General features: G+C 54.5%; 12 protein-coding genes, 1 tRNA gene and 3 rRNA genes. 10 read left to right on the top strand and 6 right to left on the bottom strand.

Annotation, left to right across the window (positions count from 1 at the left end; genetic code table 11):
• Positions 1–474: 474 nt before the first annotated feature.
• From BBPC_RS08345 to BBPC_RS08320, 6 genes are all read left to right on the top strand, one after another.
• Positions 475–2002, top strand: a 16S ribosomal RNA gene (locus BBPC_RS08345).
• A 452-nt stretch (positions 2003–2454) separates the two neighbouring features.
• A 23S ribosomal RNA gene (locus BBPC_RS08340) occupies positions 2455–5536 on the top strand.
• 214 nt (positions 5537–5750) lie between these two features.
• Positions 5751–5868, top strand: a 5S ribosomal RNA gene (gene rrf / locus BBPC_RS08335).
• The 16S, 23S and 5S rRNA genes sit together here, the layout of an rRNA operon.
• A gap of 352 nt (positions 5869–6220) precedes the next feature.
• A complete protein-coding gene (locus tag BBPC_RS08330) occupies positions 6221–7147 on the top strand; it encodes an MFS transporter (protein ID WP_004223094.1) in 927 nt (308 codons plus the stop codon).
• Between the two features lie 421 nt (positions 7148–7568).
• Positions 7569–7656, top strand: a tRNA-Ser gene (locus BBPC_RS08325).
• A gap of 239 nt (positions 7657–7895) precedes the next feature.
• Entirely contained in the window at positions 7896–8261 is a 366-nt protein-coding gene (locus BBPC_RS08320; RefSeq protein WP_022244802.1) for a hypothetical protein, read from the top strand.
• 131 nt (positions 8262–8392) lie between these two features.
• Here BBPC_RS08320 and BBPC_RS08315 read toward each other — a convergent pair whose 3' ends face one another.
• Positions 8393–9619 carry a sialate O-acetylesterase gene (locus tag BBPC_RS08315; protein WP_226644876.1) on the bottom strand — a complete coding sequence of 409 codons (1227 nt, stop codon included), beginning with the start codon at positions 9617–9619 and terminating at the stop codon, positions 8393–8395.
• Between the two features lie 13 nt (positions 9620–9632).
• Between BBPC_RS08315 and BBPC_RS10135 the strand changes: the two genes are divergently transcribed.
• The gene (locus tag BBPC_RS10135; RefSeq protein ID WP_226598592.1) at positions 9633–9863 is read left to right on the top strand and encodes a hypothetical protein; all 231 of its coding nucleotides are present in this window, start codon (positions 9633–9635) and stop codon (positions 9861–9863) included.
• 369 nt (positions 9864–10232) lie between these two features.
• Here the strand turns inward: BBPC_RS10135 and BBPC_RS09875 are convergent, their stop codons facing one another.
• Positions 10233–10406 carry a hypothetical protein gene (locus BBPC_RS09875; RefSeq protein WP_004223100.1) on the bottom strand — a complete coding sequence of 58 codons (174 nt, stop codon included), beginning with the start codon at positions 10404–10406 and terminating at the stop codon, positions 10233–10235.
• A gap of 342 nt (positions 10407–10748) precedes the next feature.
• On the bottom strand, positions 10749–11744 hold the full coding sequence (locus tag BBPC_RS09400; protein ID WP_004223102.1) for a hypothetical protein: 996 nt from the start codon (positions 11742–11744) through the stop codon (positions 10749–10751).
• Positions 11745–12049: 305 nt separating this feature from the next.
• Between BBPC_RS09400 and BBPC_RS08305 the strand changes: the two genes are divergently transcribed.
• Together BBPC_RS08305 and BBPC_RS08300 are read left to right on the top strand one after the other, a co-directional pair.
• Entirely contained in the window at positions 12050–13435 is a 1386-nt protein-coding gene (locus BBPC_RS08305) for an ATP-binding protein (protein WP_152595410.1), read from the top strand.
• A gap of 230 nt (positions 13436–13665) precedes the next feature.
• On the top strand, positions 13666–15378 hold the full coding sequence (locus BBPC_RS08300) for a glycoside hydrolase family 25 protein (RefSeq protein ID WP_004223106.1): 1713 nt from the start codon (positions 13666–13668) through the stop codon (positions 15376–15378).
• 82 nt (positions 15379–15460) lie between these two features.
• Here BBPC_RS08300 and rfbA read toward each other — a convergent pair whose 3' ends face one another.
• The 3 genes from rfbA to rfbB form a co-directional block, all read right to left on the bottom strand.
• Complete coding sequence (gene rfbA, locus BBPC_RS08295) at positions 15461–16369, bottom strand: glucose-1-phosphate thymidylyltransferase RfbA (RefSeq protein ID WP_004223109.1); 909 nt, start codon at positions 16367–16369, stop codon at positions 15461–15463.
• Positions 16366–17787: a sugar nucleotide-binding protein gene (locus tag BBPC_RS08290; protein WP_004223110.1), complete on the bottom strand. Its 1422-nt coding sequence runs from the start codon at positions 17785–17787 to the stop codon at positions 16366–16368. The genes rfbA and BBPC_RS08290 overlap by 4 nt, the downstream gene beginning before the upstream one ends.
• Positions 17788–17868: 81 nt before the next feature.
• Positions 17869–18891 (bottom strand): dTDP-glucose 4,6-dehydratase, encoded by a 1023-nt coding sequence (gene rfbB, locus BBPC_RS08285; protein WP_004223113.1) that lies wholly within the window; start codon positions 18889–18891, stop codon positions 17869–17871.
• 111 nt (positions 18892–19002) lie between these two features.
• Here rfbB and BBPC_RS08280 point away from each other — a divergent pair, with 111 nt between their 5' ends.
• Positions 19003–19839, top strand: coding sequence for an NAD-dependent epimerase/dehydratase family protein (locus tag BBPC_RS08280; protein WP_033524324.1), 837 nt, complete (start codon positions 19003–19005; stop codon positions 19837–19839).
• Positions 19840–19852: the final 13 nt, after the last annotated feature.

Here is a 19852-nt window from a genome sequence, read left to right as displayed (position 1 = left end):
TGGGCCGTAAACGGATAGTGTGGTTGCGACACGCCCGGATGTTGGTTTGCGGTGAGGTGTTTCAGGGTTTTTCCGACGGTCTTTCGCCACGCGATGGCGTCCGCAGTCCGTTTTTCCCGTGTTTTCGACACGCCGATGCTTTCCAGTGTTTGCAAGGGTCCGCGTCTTGTTTCGTCATGCCCGATTTGCGTGGAATGGGATTGTGCTGTAGGTTTATCTCTTGCTGCCGCTCGGCGAGTGGTTCCCCGGTTGGGGTGCCTCGAGGCGGGTGAGCGGTGGTGGTTTGAGAACTCAAGAGCGTATTTGTACTACTTCTTTATAGTCAATGATTGCCAGTTCATCGTCCGCTCGTTCGCGAGTGGCCGGGAGGCCTTGAAGGACGGTGAGGTTTTCGTGCGATGCGCCTTTCCTTATAAGGCGATCGTCAATTTTCTTGTTTTTGAGAGTCACATGTTGGCTTTCTGCAAAGTTTTTTTTGTGGAGGGTTCGATTCTGGCTCAGGATGAACGCTGGCGGCGTGCTTAACACATGCAAGTCGAACGGGATCCATCAGGCTTTGCTTGGTGGTGAGAGTGGCGAACGGGTGAGTAATGCGTGACCGACCTGCCCCATACACCGGAATAGCTCCTGGAAACGGGTGGTAATGCCGGATGCTCCGACTCCTCGCATGGGGTGTCGGGAAAGATTTCATCGGTATGGGATGGGGTCGCGTCCTATCAGGTAGTCGGCGGGGTAACGGCCCACCGAGCCTACGACGGGTAGCCGGCCTGAGAGGGCGACCGGCCACATTGGGACTGAGATACGGCCCAGACTCCTACGGGAGGCAGCAGTGGGGAATATTGCACAATGGGCGCAAGCCTGATGCAGCGACGCCGCGTGCGGGATGACGGCCTTCGGGTTGTAAACCGCTTTTGATCGGGAGCAAGCCTTCGGGTGAGTGTACCTTTCGAATAAGCACCGGCTAACTACGTGCCAGCAGCCGCGGTAATACGTAGGGTGCAAGCGTTATCCGGAATTATTGGGCGTAAAGGGCTCGTAGGCGGTTCGTCGCGTCCGGTGTGAAAGTCCATCGCTTAACGGTGGATCTGCGCCGGGTACGGGCGGGCTGGAGTGCGGTAGGGGAGACTGGAATTCCCGGTGTAACGGTGGAATGTGTAGATATCGGGAAGAACACCAATGGCGAAGGCAGGTCTCTGGGCCGTTACTGACGCTGAGGAGCGAAAGCGTGGGGAGCGAACAGGATTAGATACCCTGGTAGTCCACGCCGTAAACGGTGGATGCTGGATGTGGGGCCCGTTCCACGGGTTCCGTGTCGGAGCTAACGCGTTAAGCATCCCGCCTGGGGAGTACGGCCGCAAGGCTAAAACTCAAAGAAATTGACGGGGGCCCGCACAAGCGGCGGAGCATGCGGATTAATTCGATGCAACGCGAAGAACCTTACCTGGGCTTGACATGTTCCCGACAGCCGTAGAGATATGGCCTCCCTTCGGGGCGGGTTCACAGGTGGTGCATGGTCGTCGTCAGCTCGTGTCGTGAGATGTTGGGTTAAGTCCCGCAACGAGCGCAACCCTCGCCCTGTGTTGCCAGCACGTCATGGTGGGAACTCACGGGGGACCGCCGGGGTCAACTCGGAGGAAGGTGGGGATGACGTCAGATCATCATGCCCCTTACGTCCAGGGCTTCACGCATGCTACAATGGCCGGTACAACGGGATGCGACACGGCGACGTGGAGCGGATCCCTGAAAACCGGTCTCAGTTCGGATTGGAGTCTGCAACCCGACTCCATGAAGGCGGAGTCGCTAGTAATCGCGGATCAGCAACGCCGCGGTGAATGCGTTCCCGGGCCTTGTACACACCGCCCGTCAAGTCATGAAAGTGGGTAGCACCCGAAGCCGGTGGCCTAACCCTTTGTGGATGGAGCCGTCTAAGGTGAGACTCGTGATTGGGACTAAGTCGTAACAAGGTAGCCGTACCGGAAGGTGCGGCTGGATCACCTCCTTTCTACGGAGTTTTTCAGGACGCCGGTCTGGCGTCCGTCGTGTGGCCCATGCGCCGGGGATGGTTCCCGGGTTCGTGTGGGCGTGCTGGTGTGGAAGAGATCGTTGGCTTCGCGGGCCCTTGGGGCCGGCGGGGAGTGGTGCGGATATGCTTTTGGGTTCCCGGACCGCCACCCGCATCCGTTTTGGGTGCGTGCGGTTTTCCGGATGCCCCTGGTGGGACGCCGTCGGCCTTGCGGGCCGCGGGTCGGGTCCGGTCGGGGCGCGTGGTGGTTTGAGAACTGGATAGTGGACGCGAGCAATGCGATGATGTGATGTCATCGTTTGCTTTATCGCGATTTCGCCAGGCTTCTTTTTTGGAGTCTGGTTTCGAGATCGATCGTTTTGTGATCATTTTTTACAGTGTGATGATTTGTCGTCTGGCGTTTGAAGCTATCATTGGGTTTTTTCGGGGCGTGTGCCGCCCTGAAGGGCGTATGGTGGATGCCTTGGCAGACAGTACCGATGAAGGACGTTTGAGGATGCGATAAGCCTCGGGGAGCCTCCAACATGGCTTCGATCCGAGGATTTCCGAATGGGGCAACCCGCCGGCCGTCATGGGCCGGCACGGAACCTTGTTGTTCCGGGGGTACGCAGGGAAGTGAAACATCTCAGTACCTGCAGGAAGGGATACTCCGTGAGTAGTGGCGAGCGAAAGCGGATCAGACCAAACCATGGGCGCGTGATACCCGTCGGGGGTTGCGTTCGTGGTGTTGCGGGAGCGTGTGTCCCGGTTCCGACGGACCGGGCGGGAGTCATAAAACGGCTTGCCAGGGGAACAGGCTTGAAGGCCTGGCCGCAGAGGGTGCCAGCCCCGTACCTGGAAGCTTGCCGTCTTCCGATCATGTGTCCCAAGTAGCGCGGGCCTCGTGGAATCCCGTGTGAATCGGCCCCGACCGTGGGGTAAGTCTAAGCATACCTGTCTGACCGATAGCGTACCAGTACCGTGAGGGAAAGGTGAAAAGCACCCCGGGAGGGGAGTGAAAGAGTTCCTGAAACCGTGCGCCTACAATCCGTCGGAGCCTCCTTGTGGGGTGACGGCGTGCCTATCGAAAAATGAGTCTGCGAGTCAGTGGTGCGTGGCGAGGCTAACCCGTGGTGGGGGAGCCGTAGCGAAGGCGAGTCTCAAAAGGCGTTTTGAGTCGCGCGCCCTGGACCCGAAGCGGGATGATCTAGCCCTGGGCAGGTTGAAGCGCGGGTAAGACCGCGTGGAGGACCGAACCCACCTGGGTTGAAAACCGGGGGGATGACCTGGGGCTAGGGGTGAAAGGCCAATCAAATTCCGTGATAGCTGGTTCTCTCCGAAATGCATTTAGGTGCAGCGTCGGTTGATTGCATCGCGGGGGTAGAGCTACTGGATGCTTGCGGGCCCGTGTCGGGTACCAATAGCAGCCAAACTCCGAATACCGTGGATGTGTATTCCGGCAGTGAGTCGGCGGGGGATAAGCTCCGTCGTCGAGAGGGAGACAGCCCAGATCGTCGTCTAAGGTCCCGAAGCGTGTGCTAAGTGGGAAAGGATGTGGAGTCGCATAGACAGCCAGGAGGTTGGCTCAGAAGCAGCCATCCTTGAAAGAGTGCGTAACAGCTCACTGGTCTAGTGGTTCCGCGCCGACAATGTAGCGGGGCTCAAGCACACCACCGAAGACGCGGCAGCGGCCTTTGCGGCCGTTGGGTAGGAGAGCGTCCCGCGTGGGGCGAAGCGGCCGGGGAACCGTGCCGTGGACCGCGCGGGAGTGAGAATGCAGACATGAGTAGCGAGAGACGGGTGAGGATCCCGTCCGCTGGATGACCAAGGGTTCCGGGGCCACGTTCGTCGTCCCCGGGTGAGTCGGGTCCTAAGGCGAGGCCGACAGGCGTAGTCGAATGGATGAACGGGTGGATATTCCCGTACCGGCGGCGTACCGTAAGAGCCGAACGGATGAGTACTAACCTCCGGTCGCGTGGCGTCGTTCCCTTCGGGGTTCGGGGTCCGCGGTCGTTGGGAGCGTAGTCCTGGTAGGCTAGCGCACAGGGGTGACACGGAATGGGAGCCGGCCGCGGAGGTGGTTTTCCGTGGTCAAGCACGCAGCCCGTCCCATAGGCAAATCCGTGGGACGCATAGGGTGAGGTGTGATGATGGGCGTCCTTTGGACGCGATATCCGGTGGTCCAGGCCGTCGAGAAAAGCCTCGGCGCGAGGGGCGTCGCCGCCCGTACCCCAAACCGACACTGGTGGTCAGGTAGAGAATACCAAGGCGATCGAGCGAATCCTGGTCAAGGAACTCGGCAAATCACTCCCGTGCCTTCGGTATAAGGGAGACCCCCGGGCGTGAAGAGGCTTGCCCTCGGAGCGTTGGGGGGTGGCACAGACCAGGGGGTAGCGACTGTTTACCAAAAACACAGGTGCATGCGAAGGCGCAAGCCGCTGTATATGCACTGACGCCTGCCCGGTGCCGGAAGGTTAAGAGGATCCGTCAGCCCCTTTTGGGGTGAAGCGGTGAATTCAAGCCCCGGTAAACGGCGGTGGTAACTATAACCATCCTAAGGTAGCGAAATTCCTTGTCGGGTAAGTTCCGACCTGCACGAATGGCGTAACGACTTCCCCACTGTCTCGACCAGGAGCTCGGCGAAATTGCAGTACGAGTAAAGATGCTCGTTAAGCGCAGAAGGACGAAAAGACCCCGGGACCTTTACTATACCTTGGTATTGGCGTTAGGCGCGGATTGTGTAGCATAGGCGGGAGGCTTCGAAGCATGGGCGCCAGCCCGTGTGGAGCCGCAAGGTGAAATACCGCTCTGTTCTCGTTTGACGTCTAACCTCGAACAGTCATCCTGTTCAGGGACAGTGCCTGGCGGGTAGTTTAACTGGGGCGGTTGCCTCCCAAAGAGTAACGGAGGCGCTCAAAGGTCCGCTCAGCCCGGTTGGCAATCGGGTTTCGAGTGTAATCGCACAAGCGGGCTTGACTGCGAGAACGACGGTTCGGGCAGGGACGAAAGTCGGAGATAGTGATCCGGTGCCGGCGCACGGGCGCGGCATCGCTCAACGGATAAAAGGTACCCCGGGGATAACAGGCTGATCATTCCCAAGAGTCCATATCGACGGGATGGTTTGGCACCTCGATGTCGGCTCGTCGCATCCTGGGGCTGGAGCAGGTCCCAAGGGTTCGGCTGTTCGCCGATTAAAGCGGCACGCGAGCTGGGTTCAGAACGTCGTGAGACAGTTTGGTCTCTATCCTCTGCGCTCGTTGGAATCCTGAGGAGGCCTGCCCATAGTACGAGAGGACCTGGGTGGACGGACCTCTGGTATGCCGGTTGTCGCGCCAGCGGCATGGCCGGTTGGCTACGTTCGGGAGGGATAACCGCTGAAAGCATCTAAGCGGGAAGCCTGCTCCAAGATTAGGATTCCTTGACGCTCCCCGGAGCGTCCGAAGCCCGCATGTTGAACACGTGTTCGATAGGCCGGAGGTGGAAGCCCCGCGAGGGGTGGAGCCGACCGGTACTAACGGGCGAACGCGGCACACTTTTTCCGACCCGCTTGTTGGGTCGGGTCTCGTCCTGTGGTGGTTTCTTTCGTTGGATGGCAAGGAGCATTGTTTCTTGTGGTCACGGAAACGATACCGGTGAAGCGTTTGGTTGCTCGCGTCCGTTGTCCGGTTCCCGGACCGCCACGATCGGAATCGTGGCGTGGTTCCGGTTCTGCCGGCCGGCCCGTCGGGGTTGGCCGTTGTATTGGTTTTGCGGTGGTCATGGCCCAGGTGAGACGCCCGGTCCCTTTCCGAACCCGGAAGCTAAGGCCTGGTCGCGGCGATGGTACTGCACTCGAGAGGGTGTGGGAGAGTAGCACGCCGCCGCATTCAACTTAATAATATGAAGATCCTTGGTAGAGCGCTCCGCTCCCAAGGATCTTTTTGTATTTCTGGGCAAATAATCGCCATTCCGGCAAACTGCCCGGCATAACGGAATGGTGGCTCAGTAAAGCCGGGCCAAGAAAGGGAAGGCCGGGAACGGCCGCAAATCCATGTCACAGTCCATTGCGCGAAACAATAACACGGCAACGCAAGATGACGAGAACATCTCCATCAATCTTATTCTTGCCATTCTGTCAACTGGAATCATGGCCTTCATTGGCATCCTTACGGAAACCCTCACCAACGTGCTTTTCCCTGGATTAATGGCGGAATTCCACGTCGACACGTCCACTGTTCAATGGCTGAGACCGGCTATCTGCTTACGGTAGCGCTTGTCACGCCGCTCTCAAGCTATTTCAAGCGCAAACTGAAGTTGCGTACCATCTTCCTTACCGCAATCGTGCTCTGCATCACCGGCTGCCTGATGGCAGCTTGCACGTTGAACTTTCCTATGCTGATGACCGCGCGAATACTACAGGGAGCGGGCACGGGAATCGCGCTTCCGTTGATGTTCAATATCATTCTTGAACAGTCTCCGAAAAGCAAAATCGGCATGCTGATGGGCGTTGGAGGCATGGTGGTGGCCGTGGCGCCGGCACTCGGACCGACTGTGGGCGGTCTTGTCGGCACGTTCATGCCGTGGTGTTGGATTTTCGTGATTCTGCTGCCGTTCCTGTTTGTTTCGCTGGTGTGCGGCCTTAAAACGATTCATCAGGTCACTCCTACCGAAGAGGCGTATATCAATCCGCTGCATGTGCTTTGCCTAGCAGTCGGATTCGTCTGTTTCGTGTTTGCGCTCGACCGTGGCGGATCCGCCGTTACCGCAGTGAGTAATGGGGATACTTCCGCGACTACGCAATGTGTGATTGCAGTGGTTCTGCTGCTGATTGCCATGGCCGCTTTGCTAGTGTTCGCTTGGGTGTCGCATCGTGCGTTCTCGCTGGTTCGTCTGACCGTGTTGCGGAGCGTGAAATTCCGTTGGCATTTGCTTGCGTATGTGCTGCTGCAGTTTGTGACGATCGGTTACGGCTATATGATTCCGAACGCTTCGCAACTGGGATTCGGCGCGTCTGTGCTTGCTGCAGGCGTGGTGTTGCTGCCTGGCGCGTTGCTGGGAGCGGCTAGTGCTCCGGTTTCGGGATCGCTGCTTGATAAGTTCGGTCCGGTCCGTCCGATGTTCACTGCCATGCTCGCCAACCTGCGTGCCTTCGCGTCCAAACGATAGCTGCTGTGCTCACGGTACGTGAGCTCGTGTCCGGATCCCTCCACTCGCTGGAAGAATCTGGACAATTCGGGGGTGTATATGCGGGCAGATTCCTCCAGTGGGTGGGAGAATCCGGATGCTGGGAAGCATACCAACGTATCAATTCCTCCAGTGGATGGAGGTTTCAGGACGTTTGGAGGCCGGTGCGCGGGTGTTTTCCTCCAGTGGGTGGAGGTTTTCGGACTGTAGAAGGCCTATGGGCGTACTGATTGTTCCAGCCACTGGAGGAATTCGGACTGTGAGAGTCTTGGCAGCGGGCTGATTCCTCCAGTGAGTGGGCGATCTGGGACGTTGCGACACGCCGATTTGGGGTTTGGAAGAAACTGTTGTATCCTAATCAAGTTGCGTTTCGCGGATAGACACTGTGAGACGTTGCATAATTGGAGAATTCGCCTAGTGGTCTATGGCGCACGCTTGGAAAGCGTGTTGGTGTAACAGCCTCACGAGTTCGAATCTCGTATTCTCCGCCAGTAGGGCTTTCGGATGATTCCGAAAGCCTTTTTTTATGCCAAAACGGCGGGTTTTCAATAGCTCGCTGGCGTGGCTCGCTGCGGCACGTGCAACGGAAAAGTTGCGAAACAGTGGGGGAGTTGCGCATATCGCTGATTTCGTTCGTAACGGTATGCTACCTTGCGTTACGCTCGGAACGATGACCGTTGCCAGTGGAGAGATTACCGGCAGAGATTGCTTGAAGAGAGGGAGGGCAGCGATGGCTGAGTTCGACGATGAGCTAGATATGCAGCGTGAACTCGATACCCGCGATTCCCTGGCTTCGATGGCCCACTACCATGTGTCATCGCCGGGTGCCGTTACCACGCAGGTGTTGCCGCCAAGCTTCATTCCCACTGCGACCGGCCGCATTCGCCCTGTGACGGGCACGATTCCCGCAATACAGTCGGATGCTCAGGAAAAACAGGCACAGATTGGCCGTTCCGTTCGATCCATACGTTCGCTGGCTGCCGGCTCGCTTCGTAAATCGCAAGATTTCGATGCAGACGGTAGTACCGACGGCAACGGCAATAGCGGCTCCATAACGCCCCGCATAGCGTCCAGCGCCCCGCACTACGTCGATTGATCGTCGATTTTGACCGTCGACATTGCTTTCGACTTAAGTTCGATGAAACAGGCCTGATTCTAACCTAATTACAGTCCGCTTTATCGATTAGTCGTCGCAGCCGGATAATGCCCGATTATCAATCTGCCGTATTACTCAACAACAGCAATAAACGGACTTGCAGGCAATCCGAGATCGTTATACAGCAGACTGGAAATAACCGGATTCCCACTCCACCAGTAACGCACTTGAGTTACCGCGTTGCAATTCGAGCTTCCATCGGCGGCACTCAGCACAATCTGATCACCCTTAATCGTTGCCGTTGCCGAAACCCACTTTCCGGAATCGTCGGCAATTTCAAAACCTTGCAATGGCGTGGAAGTCGGCGTTGCAACGTTGGAAATACCATTCAAAGGAGTCGCGTCCGGATTCGCATCATAATCGGGCACGGTCGCGCTCGCAGTCTTCGAATAATTGGGCTTTTCCGCCTGCAAACCGGTTGCGGTGCCGTTCTGGAACGACAATACGATCGTGCCATCGGAAGCATGCTTCGCATGCGCGATAAGCGGCCCGTTGGGAATGGTCTTGCCTTCCGACATCGCCAGATATTGCGCTGCCATGCGCGCGCCGAGAATATCTTTGCCAAGCGGATGTATCAACGTTGAAGTGCCCTTGTCCGTATCCAGTGACACCGTCATTGCAACGTTGGAAGCATTGCGTAATCCGGCATTGCTCAACGTGTTCAACTGCGCGAATCGCACGTTTTGCGTGTACTGGTAGCCGGGCCAGCGTGCCAATTGCACATACAGGAACGGCAGATCATCCTGATCGAACACTTCACGATATTGGTTGATCAGCAGCGTCATCTGCGACTCGTACGCCAGCGCGGTCGCCTCGTTCGTGGAATCATTGCATCCCTGATACCACAGCACGCCCGCCACGTGGAACCCTTCCAAAGGCGCAATATGGTTCGCATAAATATCACCGCCTTGCACGTGACGTCGAATCGGCGTGCCACCCCATGCGGTTTGAATAATGCCGATCGGCACGTTCGGATGCGCGGCACGAAGCTGCATGGCAAACTGCTGCGCCAGATAACTGAAATGCTGCGAATTATCGGCGGTCGCCTCAAGCCAGGTGCCAGCCTGCTCATTCACGTCGCGTAACGGAAAATCCGTACCTTTCGAGGAATTGGCGCTCGCAACGAAGTGTACGTTGTTGTCGGAAAGCTGCTTCGGCAGATCGTCGGTCGTTATCAGACCTCCGCCGAAATTGTAGGAGTTGCCTGAACCCTCATAATATTGCGAATAATTCAATTCCATATTCGACTGTCCGGCAGCAATAAATACGTCGCCAACATACACGTTTTTCAGAGTCAACAAAGTGGTTTCGTTGTATAAAATCGTTAATGAATATGGTTTAAGGCTTGCTTTTTGTTTAGGTAAGGTGCAGGTGAAATCGCCATTTTTGGAAATTTTAGCTTGTGCTGATGCTGATTTCTTTCCTTGGGAAATCGTTGTAATCAGTTGCGTTGGGTCAACAACTTTTCCGCGTTGTGAAGTGGTGGCCGTTCCTTTGACTACCAGCGTTTTCCCACGTTGGAAAACCATGTTCTCCAAATAGTAGGAGGGGAGTTTCACGGTGATGCGGGTCGCATAATTGTTGTTGGATTGCGCGGCGTTGTCGTTGCTGGAGACATTATCTGATGCGCTGTTGCTGCTATTGGAATTACTGCCGTTGACGTTTGCTGAACCGTCGCCCCATTTCGGCCCACAACCAACAATGATCGCCACCAGAATTGCCGCGGTCACTACCGCGGCAATAATCACGCGTGCCAGTCGTTTCTTCTTCAAGATGGCTCCCCTTCTGCGTCCGCAATGCAACGCTTGCAGCGTTTGTTTAACGGAGCAATCACATTAAAGCCTAGTCAATCTTGCTGCGATGCGCACAAATATGGTCATCCGTCAGGCTCTGCCCATTTCTGTCATCTCTTCATGATGGCGTCCCATGGGCCGGACTTTTATCGGTCGAGAGCGGTGGACGTCCCATAATCACGCCACCCACTGTTCGTTCGTCTTCAGGAAATTCGCCTTGTTCGTAGGATTTGCGCCAACGATCGATCATCTCATCGGTGATCTCTCGACCATTTGCCGATGTCCAGCTCATGAGAGCCTCCTTTCCGTTCGTTTGGTCTTTCCCTAGTCTTGCACTTTTCTTTTGACTTGTTACTGCATTTTATAGCCGTGAAGTCTTGAAAATGGCGGAATTTCAGCGTTTCTTCTTTTGCCTGCCATGTGACTCTCTTTTGCTTTTCTTTTGATTCTAAAATCAAAAGAAACGTTGGGTATGCGGAAAAGGGGTATGGAAGAGTTGGGAGAAACGTAAAGACGGTGAGGCTAATGACCGGCTTGGTTGACAGGCCTGGTTGGCTTGATTGACCGGCTTGATCGGCTGGTTGATTGGCCGGCTTGATCGGCTGGTTGGTTGGCAGCGTTGCGATCGGTTGATTTACTGGAGGAATTGATCGTCCAGCGTTGCGTCGGTCGCGTCGGCTGCGCCGGATTGGTCGACGGTGCCGTCCGTGGCGCCCGCGTCGCCGGCAACTCCAGCATCGCCCTCCGTGTCTGTGGCTTCGTCCGTTCCGTCGTCGCCGGCCGTTCCGTCAGCGCTATTGTCGGTTCCGTCACCGCCATCGGTGGCCGCGGATTCGTCGCTCTTCTGCAAAGCCTGCTTGAACTGCTTGGTCTGCTTGTCGTACTCGGCTTTTGCGGCGTTGGCTTTGCTGATGGTAGCGGAAGTGTCGGCGGCGCAGCTCAGCGTTTTCGGCGCGGTAACTTCCGTCTGGTGCAGTTCGGCAAGCTTGTCGAGATCGTAGGACCCGTCGAAGCTGGTGAACGCTTCGGAGATCTTCGCCTTCAGCTGGAACGCCTTGGAATAGGAGATGTTCATGGCCGTGACGGCTTCCTTGCAGTCGTTGAGTGCGGCCAGGTCGCGCATTTGCTGCGATGCGCGCACGCCTGTGAATCCGAAGACCGCGCCCAGAACAACGACTACGACGACTACGACGATGATGATCTGGCGGTAGATGTGTTTTACGCGCTGGTCCGTCCAAGCGTCGCCGTCGCTGATGCCTTGCGCTATGGCCGCGTCGAATAGGTCTTGCGGCTGGCGGGATTCGCTGGATTCGTGTGATTGCCGGTTGCTGATTTCAGCCGTGTTGCTGCTGCTGATTGTGCGCTCTCCGGTTGCGTTGGTACTGGTTGCGTTGGTTTCGACTTCGGTTGCTTCGACTTCGTTGGAAGCGTTGCCGACAAGCGTATTCCCGGTATTGCCATCGGCATCGCTGGCAAATGCGCTGCTGACGGTCGAGCTGTTGACAGCGATACCGCTGGCAGCGGCGTCAGTGCTGTCGGCAGAAGTGTTGGTCGTTGCGCTTCCGGCAAGTGTTCTCGGTGTGTGTGGCGAGGTACCTTCCTCGCTTGGCTTCTTGCCGTGCCGTGCCATAACCCCTCCAGAATCTGCCTACTATTCTGCACTCCCCGGTGACAGCTCCCGATTCAGGTCAATTGAATCACGTTCCGAGAGTCCACCTGAAATGCCAATATACAGCGTACGATACCCGTCCTTCCCCGATTTCCCACACTCGTGTTGTAGTCGTTAATGCATTCAGGTATTCTCTGGAGTTTTATTCGTCTGTGGTAACTTCTTAAAAATTTTTAGAAGTGTTGGTGGAAACTTCTTAAAATTTTTGAGAAGTGTTATGCTGGGATTGTTGGGTGTTTCGCAACGGACGGCGAAAGGAAGAACTTATGGTGCCGGATAATCCATGTGAATCGTATGCCATGCTGGTTCGTGAGTCCATGCAGTTTGACATTCCTACGCCGTCACGCCGCATCGAAATCATACGCGAGCTGCCGCAGCCGGCAGTGTTCAATGCTGTGCACATCATCACTGGCATCCGACGTTGCGGCAAAACGTTCTATCTTTTCCAGAAAATTCATGATTTGTTACAAAACGGCGTCTCGCGTAATGATATTTTCTATTTCAACTTCGCTGACGATCGTCTACAACCAATGCAAGACACCGTGCTCAACGATATTGTTACGGAATACTGGCGGCAATATCCCGACTCTCGTGACCATGGCTGCTACCTCTTCCTTGACGAAGTGCAAGAATGCGCCAATTGGCAGGGATTCTGCCAGCACATAGCCGAACATGAAGCTGTGACGCTAGTCATTACTGGATCGTCTTCGAAACTGTCCAGCGAAGAAATCGCAACGAATTTCCGAGGAAGATCGCATCCGCATGCCATGGCGCCACTGTCTTTCCGTGAATTCTGCGACTTTCGGGGAATCGAAACGCCTACAGCGGGCAGCACTCTTGCCGATGCCGTGTTTTCGCCGCGAGAGGTCACCCGGTTTGAAGCTGCCTACAACGATTACCTAACTATTGGCGGCTTCCCTGCAGTGCAACGTATGGTTGAAGCTGATCGTATTGAAACGCTCCAAGGTTACGTGCGGGACGTGGTTGCGCGTGACGTTGCCGAGCGTCTTGGTCGTGAAAACATTACTCTCGCCACGCAGATAGCGCTGTTTTTGCTGCGCAATACGGCCTGCGAGCTGTCTACCAATGGTCTTGTGGAAACGTTGCGAGCGGTCGGCTGGAAAATCTATTGGGATAAGGCGAATACGTTACTCGAGCTGTTCAAGCAGGCATTTCTGGCGTATCAGCTTGAGGAGTATTCCACCATGCTCAAGCCGGGTAGTACTGCGGTGCCGAAAATGTATGCCGTCGATCAGGGTATGGTTTACGCGGTGTCACGCGCCAACCAGCAAGATATTGGAAAACGACTGGAAACTGCGATTTTCTGCGAACTGCAGAGACGAACTTCCGGTAGGCGTACGGAAACAATCACTTCGTACACTATGCCGACGTCCAAACAGGAGAAAGTTGACTTTCTTATCGGCGATGCTCTTGTTACGGAACCGTATGGGCTTATTCAAGTGTGTGCCAATATGGGAAATGAGAAAACCAGGGCGCGAGAAATCGGCTCTCTGCAAGCGGTTATGCAACGTACCAACGTTGATTCCGGCCTGATTCTCACGCTTAACGAGGGAGAAACCATTGAACTTCCCGATTCCACTGGCACGATCCACGTACTCCCCTCCTGGAAATGGTCCCTCTACGAAGCGTGATGGGAAGGTCAGCGAGAATGCTGGAAAGGAGATATGGAAATGGATGATGCCATATCGGTGCCCCTAACGAGCTAGTCGATTCTTATCAGTGTGTAATGCGTGAGATGTGGGGATTGGGATGATTTTGGAGTTGGGGATGGACGGGGTTGTGGGTTGCAGTTAGAGTTGGCGGTTAGGGCGTTTGCGCCGAATATTTGGGGTTGATGACTGTATTCAAGAGAGGCTGACGAATGGTTTCGCCACATCATGTTGTGAAGATTGCGACTGCGCTGTCTGCGGTTGCGTTGACTGCTTCCGTTGCGGTTGCGCCGGCTTACGCATTGCAGGATATTGCGATTGAGGATGCTGTTGCGCAAAGCGGTTCCGTTACTGCAGATAATGGTGTTGTTATGCAGTCTGACGATCAGTCGGATGATCAGACGGGCGGCCAGCAATCGCAAGACAGCATGCCTGACAATCCGAATGCGAAACTTCCGGATAACGTCAGTGACGAGATTTCCGACGATGCCACCGTGATTTCGGAAGACCTGGCTGTCACCCCCGAAGGTGAGGTCAAGAACATCGAAACCGGCGAAATCGTGACCGATCCAACATTGGTCGGCACGAAAGATCAGCAGCCGGATCCGCTCGCCAAAACCAACGGCGAATCCTTCATTCCGGTAAGTGCGGAAGATGTCAAAAATGCTGTAGCCGACGCGAACGTACAGCTCTCCAAATTCGAAAGCAATGAATACGGCGCGCACTGGGGCACCTACAACAATACGAAAGCTTTCTTCGACTACCAGAACAACCTGTTCGTGCAGCAAGCCAAAGGCGTGATTGACGTTTCCGAATGGCAAGGCGACATCGATTGGGCCAAAGCGAAAGCCGACGGCGTGGAAGGCGCGATCATCCGCCTCGGCTACGGCGAAGGCAACAATGCCGACAAGAAAGCGCAACGTAACATTTCCGAATGCAAGAGACTTGGCATCCCGTTCGGCATCTACTGGTATTCCTACGCGGACACTCCGGCGCTCGCCAAAGAAGAAGGTGCCGACGTGGTCGCCAAACTCAAGCAGTTTGGCGTGAATCCGAGCGATCTGGCGTACCCCGTGTATTACGACCTGGAAAAGTGGACGTGGGAAGGGCATCAGCCGCCCACCGACCCGAACGTGTACAACAATATCGTCAACAATTGGTACAGCGCACTACAGTCCGCCGGATACAAGAACCTGGGCGTCTACTCGTACACCAGCTACCTGCAAGGACCGCTGAAACATGCCGACATTTACGCCAAAACCACGTGGGTGGCGCAGTACGGCGCTCGCATGGGATTCGACTCATTCCCGACCAACAGTCGCGGATGGCAATACACCAGCACCGGCAAGGTGGACGGCATCAGCGGCAACGTGGACATGAATGCGTTTGGGAATAAGGAGTATGAATCCTTAATTAATCTGCTATGGGTCGTAAGAGATGAAGATATCGCAGTTGGAGCATCTGTGAATGCTCCGTACACTGATCTTGAATACAAGTGGCAGTCGTACAATGTTAATACGGGCAAATGGAAGACCATCGCCAATTGGAATAGTGCAAATTGGGCCGGCTGGTCTGATGATGTTGGAACATATTGGTTGCATCTTGAAGTGCGCGATGCGGCTTCCAAGACAAGTGTTGGTGAAAAGACCATCGCATTTGCATATGTTCCGGGCAGCAAGCGGATCAATGCTACTTACGCGGGATGGCAGTCAAAAGATGTTTTGCTGGGAGTATCCTCTGATAATGCTCAAGGACGTTACAAGATTAAGATATACGACGTAAACAAGCAACAATGGGTCGCCGGTTTTAACGGTCAGTGGGCTGTTTGGGAAAAACCTAGTAAAGGGATATATTGGACTCACTTTGAGTTGTATACGTCAAATGGGAAGTTAGTAGAGACTAAGACCTATGCCTTTGGAGTTTGACGACTCATTGGGCTAGTTATTAGGCTGATAAAAAAGATCGCTGTTTCATGAGCTTCGTGAAACAGCGATCTATTTTTTATTATTATTCAGTTATTTGCGGATCATCGTTTGGACGGGATATAATTTTATGGTCTGCGACATCTTTAAGATGCTTTCCATATGGGGATTTTCCATACTTTATTGCAGCTTCCATAAGTTGCTCTGCTGAGATCCAGCCATTTTCAAATGCGATTTCTTCTGCGACTGCAATCGGAAGACCCTGAGCATGCTGAATTGTTCGCACGAATTCTCCAGCTTCAAACAGAGAATCCATTGTTCCCGTATCAAGCCAAGCATAGCCTCGTCCCAAGGTTTGGACGTTTAAGCTATTATCTTCTAGATACATCTTGTTCAAATCAGTAATTTCGAGTTCTCCGCGAGGAGAAGGCTTTACCTGCTTGGCGAACTCGCTGACTCGTGCATCGTAAAAATAAAGACCCGTAACAGCATAATTGCTAGCAGGATGTTCGGGCTTTTCTACTATCGATATCGCTTTATGGTTACTGTCGAACTCGACAACACCGTAACGTTCAGGATCATCAACGTAATACCCGAAAACAGTAGCGCCGTGTTTGACGGAGGCGGCTCTTCTCAAGGTTTTGCCAAGACCATTTCCATAGAAGATATTATCTCCAAGAACAAGTGCGCAGGGTTCGCCTCCGATAAAATCTTCTCCGATGATGAAAGCTTGCGCCAGACCATCCGGAGACGGCTGAACCTTGTAACTGAAATTGACTCCATACTGGCTACCGTCTCCCAAAAGTCGTTCAAAGTTCGGTAGATCTTTCGGAGTGCTGATGATCAAAATGTCACGAATTCCAGCCATCATCAACACGCTGAGCGGGTAATAGATCATCGGCTTGTCATAAACCGGTAGAAGCTGCTTTGAAGTGACGGTTGTTAGAGGATAAAGCCTCGTGCCGGATCCTCCAGCAAGAATGATGCCTTTCATTTTGCAATCTCCTTCTGGAGGTAGTCGTGGAGAGCCTCTTCCCAGTCAACCGGTGCATATCCGGTGGATTCCAATTTGCTTAGATCCAGAGAACAATTGCGTGGGCGAAGTGCACCGTGAGTGTTCTGAACATATTCTTCGACGGAATTTGCCTTAAGCGCAGATATATCAGCTTCTGCGGTCTCGTAAACAATCTTTGCGATATCGTACCAGCTAGCAACTTTGCCGGATCCAGTCATGTTATAAGTACCGTATTCAGCATGGGTCGTCAGGAGATGGAAAATAGCATTTGCCATATCAAAGGTGAAAGTCAAACGCCCGAATTGATCTCGTGGCGCTTCTGCAGGTTCGCCTGATTGCGCAAGACCTAGCATGCGGGTTACAAAGTTGCGCCCTTCACCGATAACCCAGCTAGAACGCAAGAGATAATGCTGAGGGACATTTTCCACAAGTGCATCACCCGCGGCCTTGGTCTGTCCGTAGACCCCCAGTGGCGCGAAGCCTTCGTCTTCTTTGTGGAATTCAAGTTCGCCATCGAATACGTAATCACTGGAAATATGAACCAAGGTGATTTTGTGATCTGTAGCGACTTTAGCAAGGTTCTTTACGCCTTGGACATTTGTCAACCATGCCGCTTTTCGTCCCTCTGCTGTTTCGGCAGCATCGACGGCAGTGAAAGCTGCGGCATTAATAATGGTGCCGTATAAATCCCAATCCACATTTTCAAAAGCATGCGCATCGGAGATGTCGAAGGTGTCTGTGTCGTGATATTCAAAACCTTCGAGATGATGATCTTCGGCATATTGCCTGATTGCCTTGCCGAGTTTGCCGTTGCATCCAAAAACCATTGTGCGCTTAGGCGCCATCGGCTTCGCGTCCCTCAGCATCGGGTGCTTCAGGTCGGCCTCGCTGCGTTCGGCCTCGTCCAACGGAATCGGCCACTGGATGTCCAGGTCCGGGTCGGCGAGGTTCACGAACGTGTACGTCTTCTTCTGCTCGAGGCTCCAATGCGCGTTCACGAGATACGTGTACGCAGTGCCGTCCTCCAACGCCTGGAAGCTGTTGCCCACGCCACGCGGCACGTAGATCGCCTTCGATGGATCCAATACGGTCGTGTACACCTGGCCGAAGCTCTCGCCCGGACGCAGGTCCACCCATGCACCGAACACGGAGCCCGTGGCGATCGAGATGTACTTGTCCCACGGTTCCGCGTGGATGCCTCGCGTCACGCCCTTCTTCGCATTGAAGCTGATGTTGTTCTGCACCGGACCGAAATCCGGCAGGCCTAGCGCGGTCATCTTCGCGCGCTGCCAGTTCTCCTTGAACCAGCCACGGTTGTCGCCGTGCACCGGCAGGTCGAACACCAGCAGTCCTGGAATGTTTGTCTCCTCGACCCTCAGATCCTTCTCGAAATCCATACCCCGTAAATCCTTTGCTTTAATAGGGACCACATTCAGGGGCCGCGTTTTTCCGGGCGCGGCCTGTTTTCCATACGCTTTTTACTGGCCCTGCTGCTTGTACTTGGCTTCAGTGGCGGCCTTGGCCGGCTCCCACCACTGGCGGTTGTCCGTGTACCAGTCGATGGTGGTCTTCAGACCGGACTCGAAATCCGTGTGCGTGGGCGTCCAGCCCAATTCGGTCCTGAGCTTCGTGGAATCGATCGCGTAACGGCGGTCGTGGCCCGGACGGTCCTTGACCCAGTCGAACGCGTCTTCCGGCTGTCCCATCATCTTCAGGATCATGCGTAGCACGGTGATGTTGTTCTTCTCGCCGTTGGCGCCGATCAGGTACGTCTCGCCGATGCGGCCCTTCGTGAGAATCGTCCACACGCCCGAGCTGTGGTCCTCGGTGTGGATCCAGTCGCGCACGTTCTCGCCCTTGCCATACAGCTTCGGACGCTGCCCGTCCAGAATGTTCGTGATCTGGCGCGGGATGAACTTCTCCACATGCTGGTACGGGCCGTAATTATTCGAGCAGTTCGAGATCGTGGCGCGGATGCCGTACGTACGCGTCCACGCGCGCACCAGCATGTCCGATGCCGCCTTCGTGGACGAATACGGGCTGGACGGATGGTACGGGGTACGCTCCGTGAACTTGGCCGGATCATCCAAAGCGAGGTCGCCATACACCTCGTCCGTGCTCACGTGGTGGTAGCGGATGCCGTACCTGCGCACGGCCTCGAGCAGACGGAACGTGCCCTCCACGTTCGTCTTCAGGAACGGTTCTGGATCCGCAATCGAGTTGTCGTTGTGGGATTCGGCCGCGTAATGCACGATCGCATCGTGGCCCGGCACGATCCTGTCGAGCAGCTCCGCGTCGCAGATGTTGCCGTGCACGAACTCGACACGGTCCTCGGGAAGGCCCGCGATGTTCTCGATGTTGCCTGCGTAGGTCAAAGCGTCCAGCACGGTCACGTGCACGTCCGGATGGTTGTCGACCACGTAATGTACGAAATTCGACCCGATGAAACCACAGCCACCGGTCACGATGATGTTCTTGGGAGTAAACGTCTCTTCAGCCATATATGCAATATTAGCCGCTTGCGCGTACGAGTTTTTCTAAAAACGTGAAAATTGGGCTAGACATTCAATCGCTTGTTTCCTGTGGGGAGCCTGCTGGTAGACTTTGTAAATATGGCTAAGAAAATTTTGGTAACTGGTGCTGGCGGATATATTGGACGTCATGTCGTGAGTGCATTGCTTGATGCTGGACAAGACGTCATTGCTTCAGATTTACGGCTTGATGGTGTCGATGAACGCGCCACAAAAGTACAAGCAAATATTTTTGAGCCAAATGATGATTTATTTGAGGAGCTAGGGGCCCCTGATGTATGTCTGCACATGGCTTGGCGTGATGGTTTTAAACATAATTCGGATAACCATATGGGGGATTTGTCCAACCATTATCGCTTTCTGAAGCACATGCTTGACTCTGGGCTTAAGCAGATCGCTGTTATGGGAACTATGCATGAAGTTGGTTATTGGGAAGGCGCGATTGATGAAAATACTCCTTGCCATCCTGCTTCTATGTACGGAATTGCTAAGAATGCGTTGCGTGAGGCGACTTTAATGCTTGCTAAGGAATATGATGCAACTGCGCAATGGATTCGTGCTTACTACATTGTTGGCGACGATGCTCACGGTAGCTCTATTTTCTCAAAGCTGCTGCAGGCAGCGAATGATGGCAAAGCGACTTTCCCATTCACTACAGGTAAAAATAAGTACGATTTCATCGATGTAGATGAGCTTGCGGGTCAAATTAGTGCAGTTGTTTCGCAGGATGCGGTTGATGGCGTCATTAATTGCTGCACTGGTGAACCGATGACATTGGCTGAACGCGTCGAGCGCTATATCAAGGAGAATGATCTCAATATTAAGCTCGACTATGGCGTGTTCCCTGATCGTCCATACGATTCGCCGGGCGTATGGGGCGATGCTTCTAAGATCAAACAGATTTTAAAAAACCAGTGAATTAGGGCATCCA

Source organism: Bifidobacterium pseudocatenulatum DSM 20438 = JCM 1200 = LMG 10505 (assembly GCF_001025215.1).
In the GTDB taxonomy this organism is placed as follows: domain Bacteria; phylum Actinomycetota; class Actinomycetes; order Actinomycetales; family Bifidobacteriaceae; genus Bifidobacterium; species Bifidobacterium pseudocatenulatum.
This window is presented reverse-complemented; position numbering and strand designations above follow the sequence as displayed.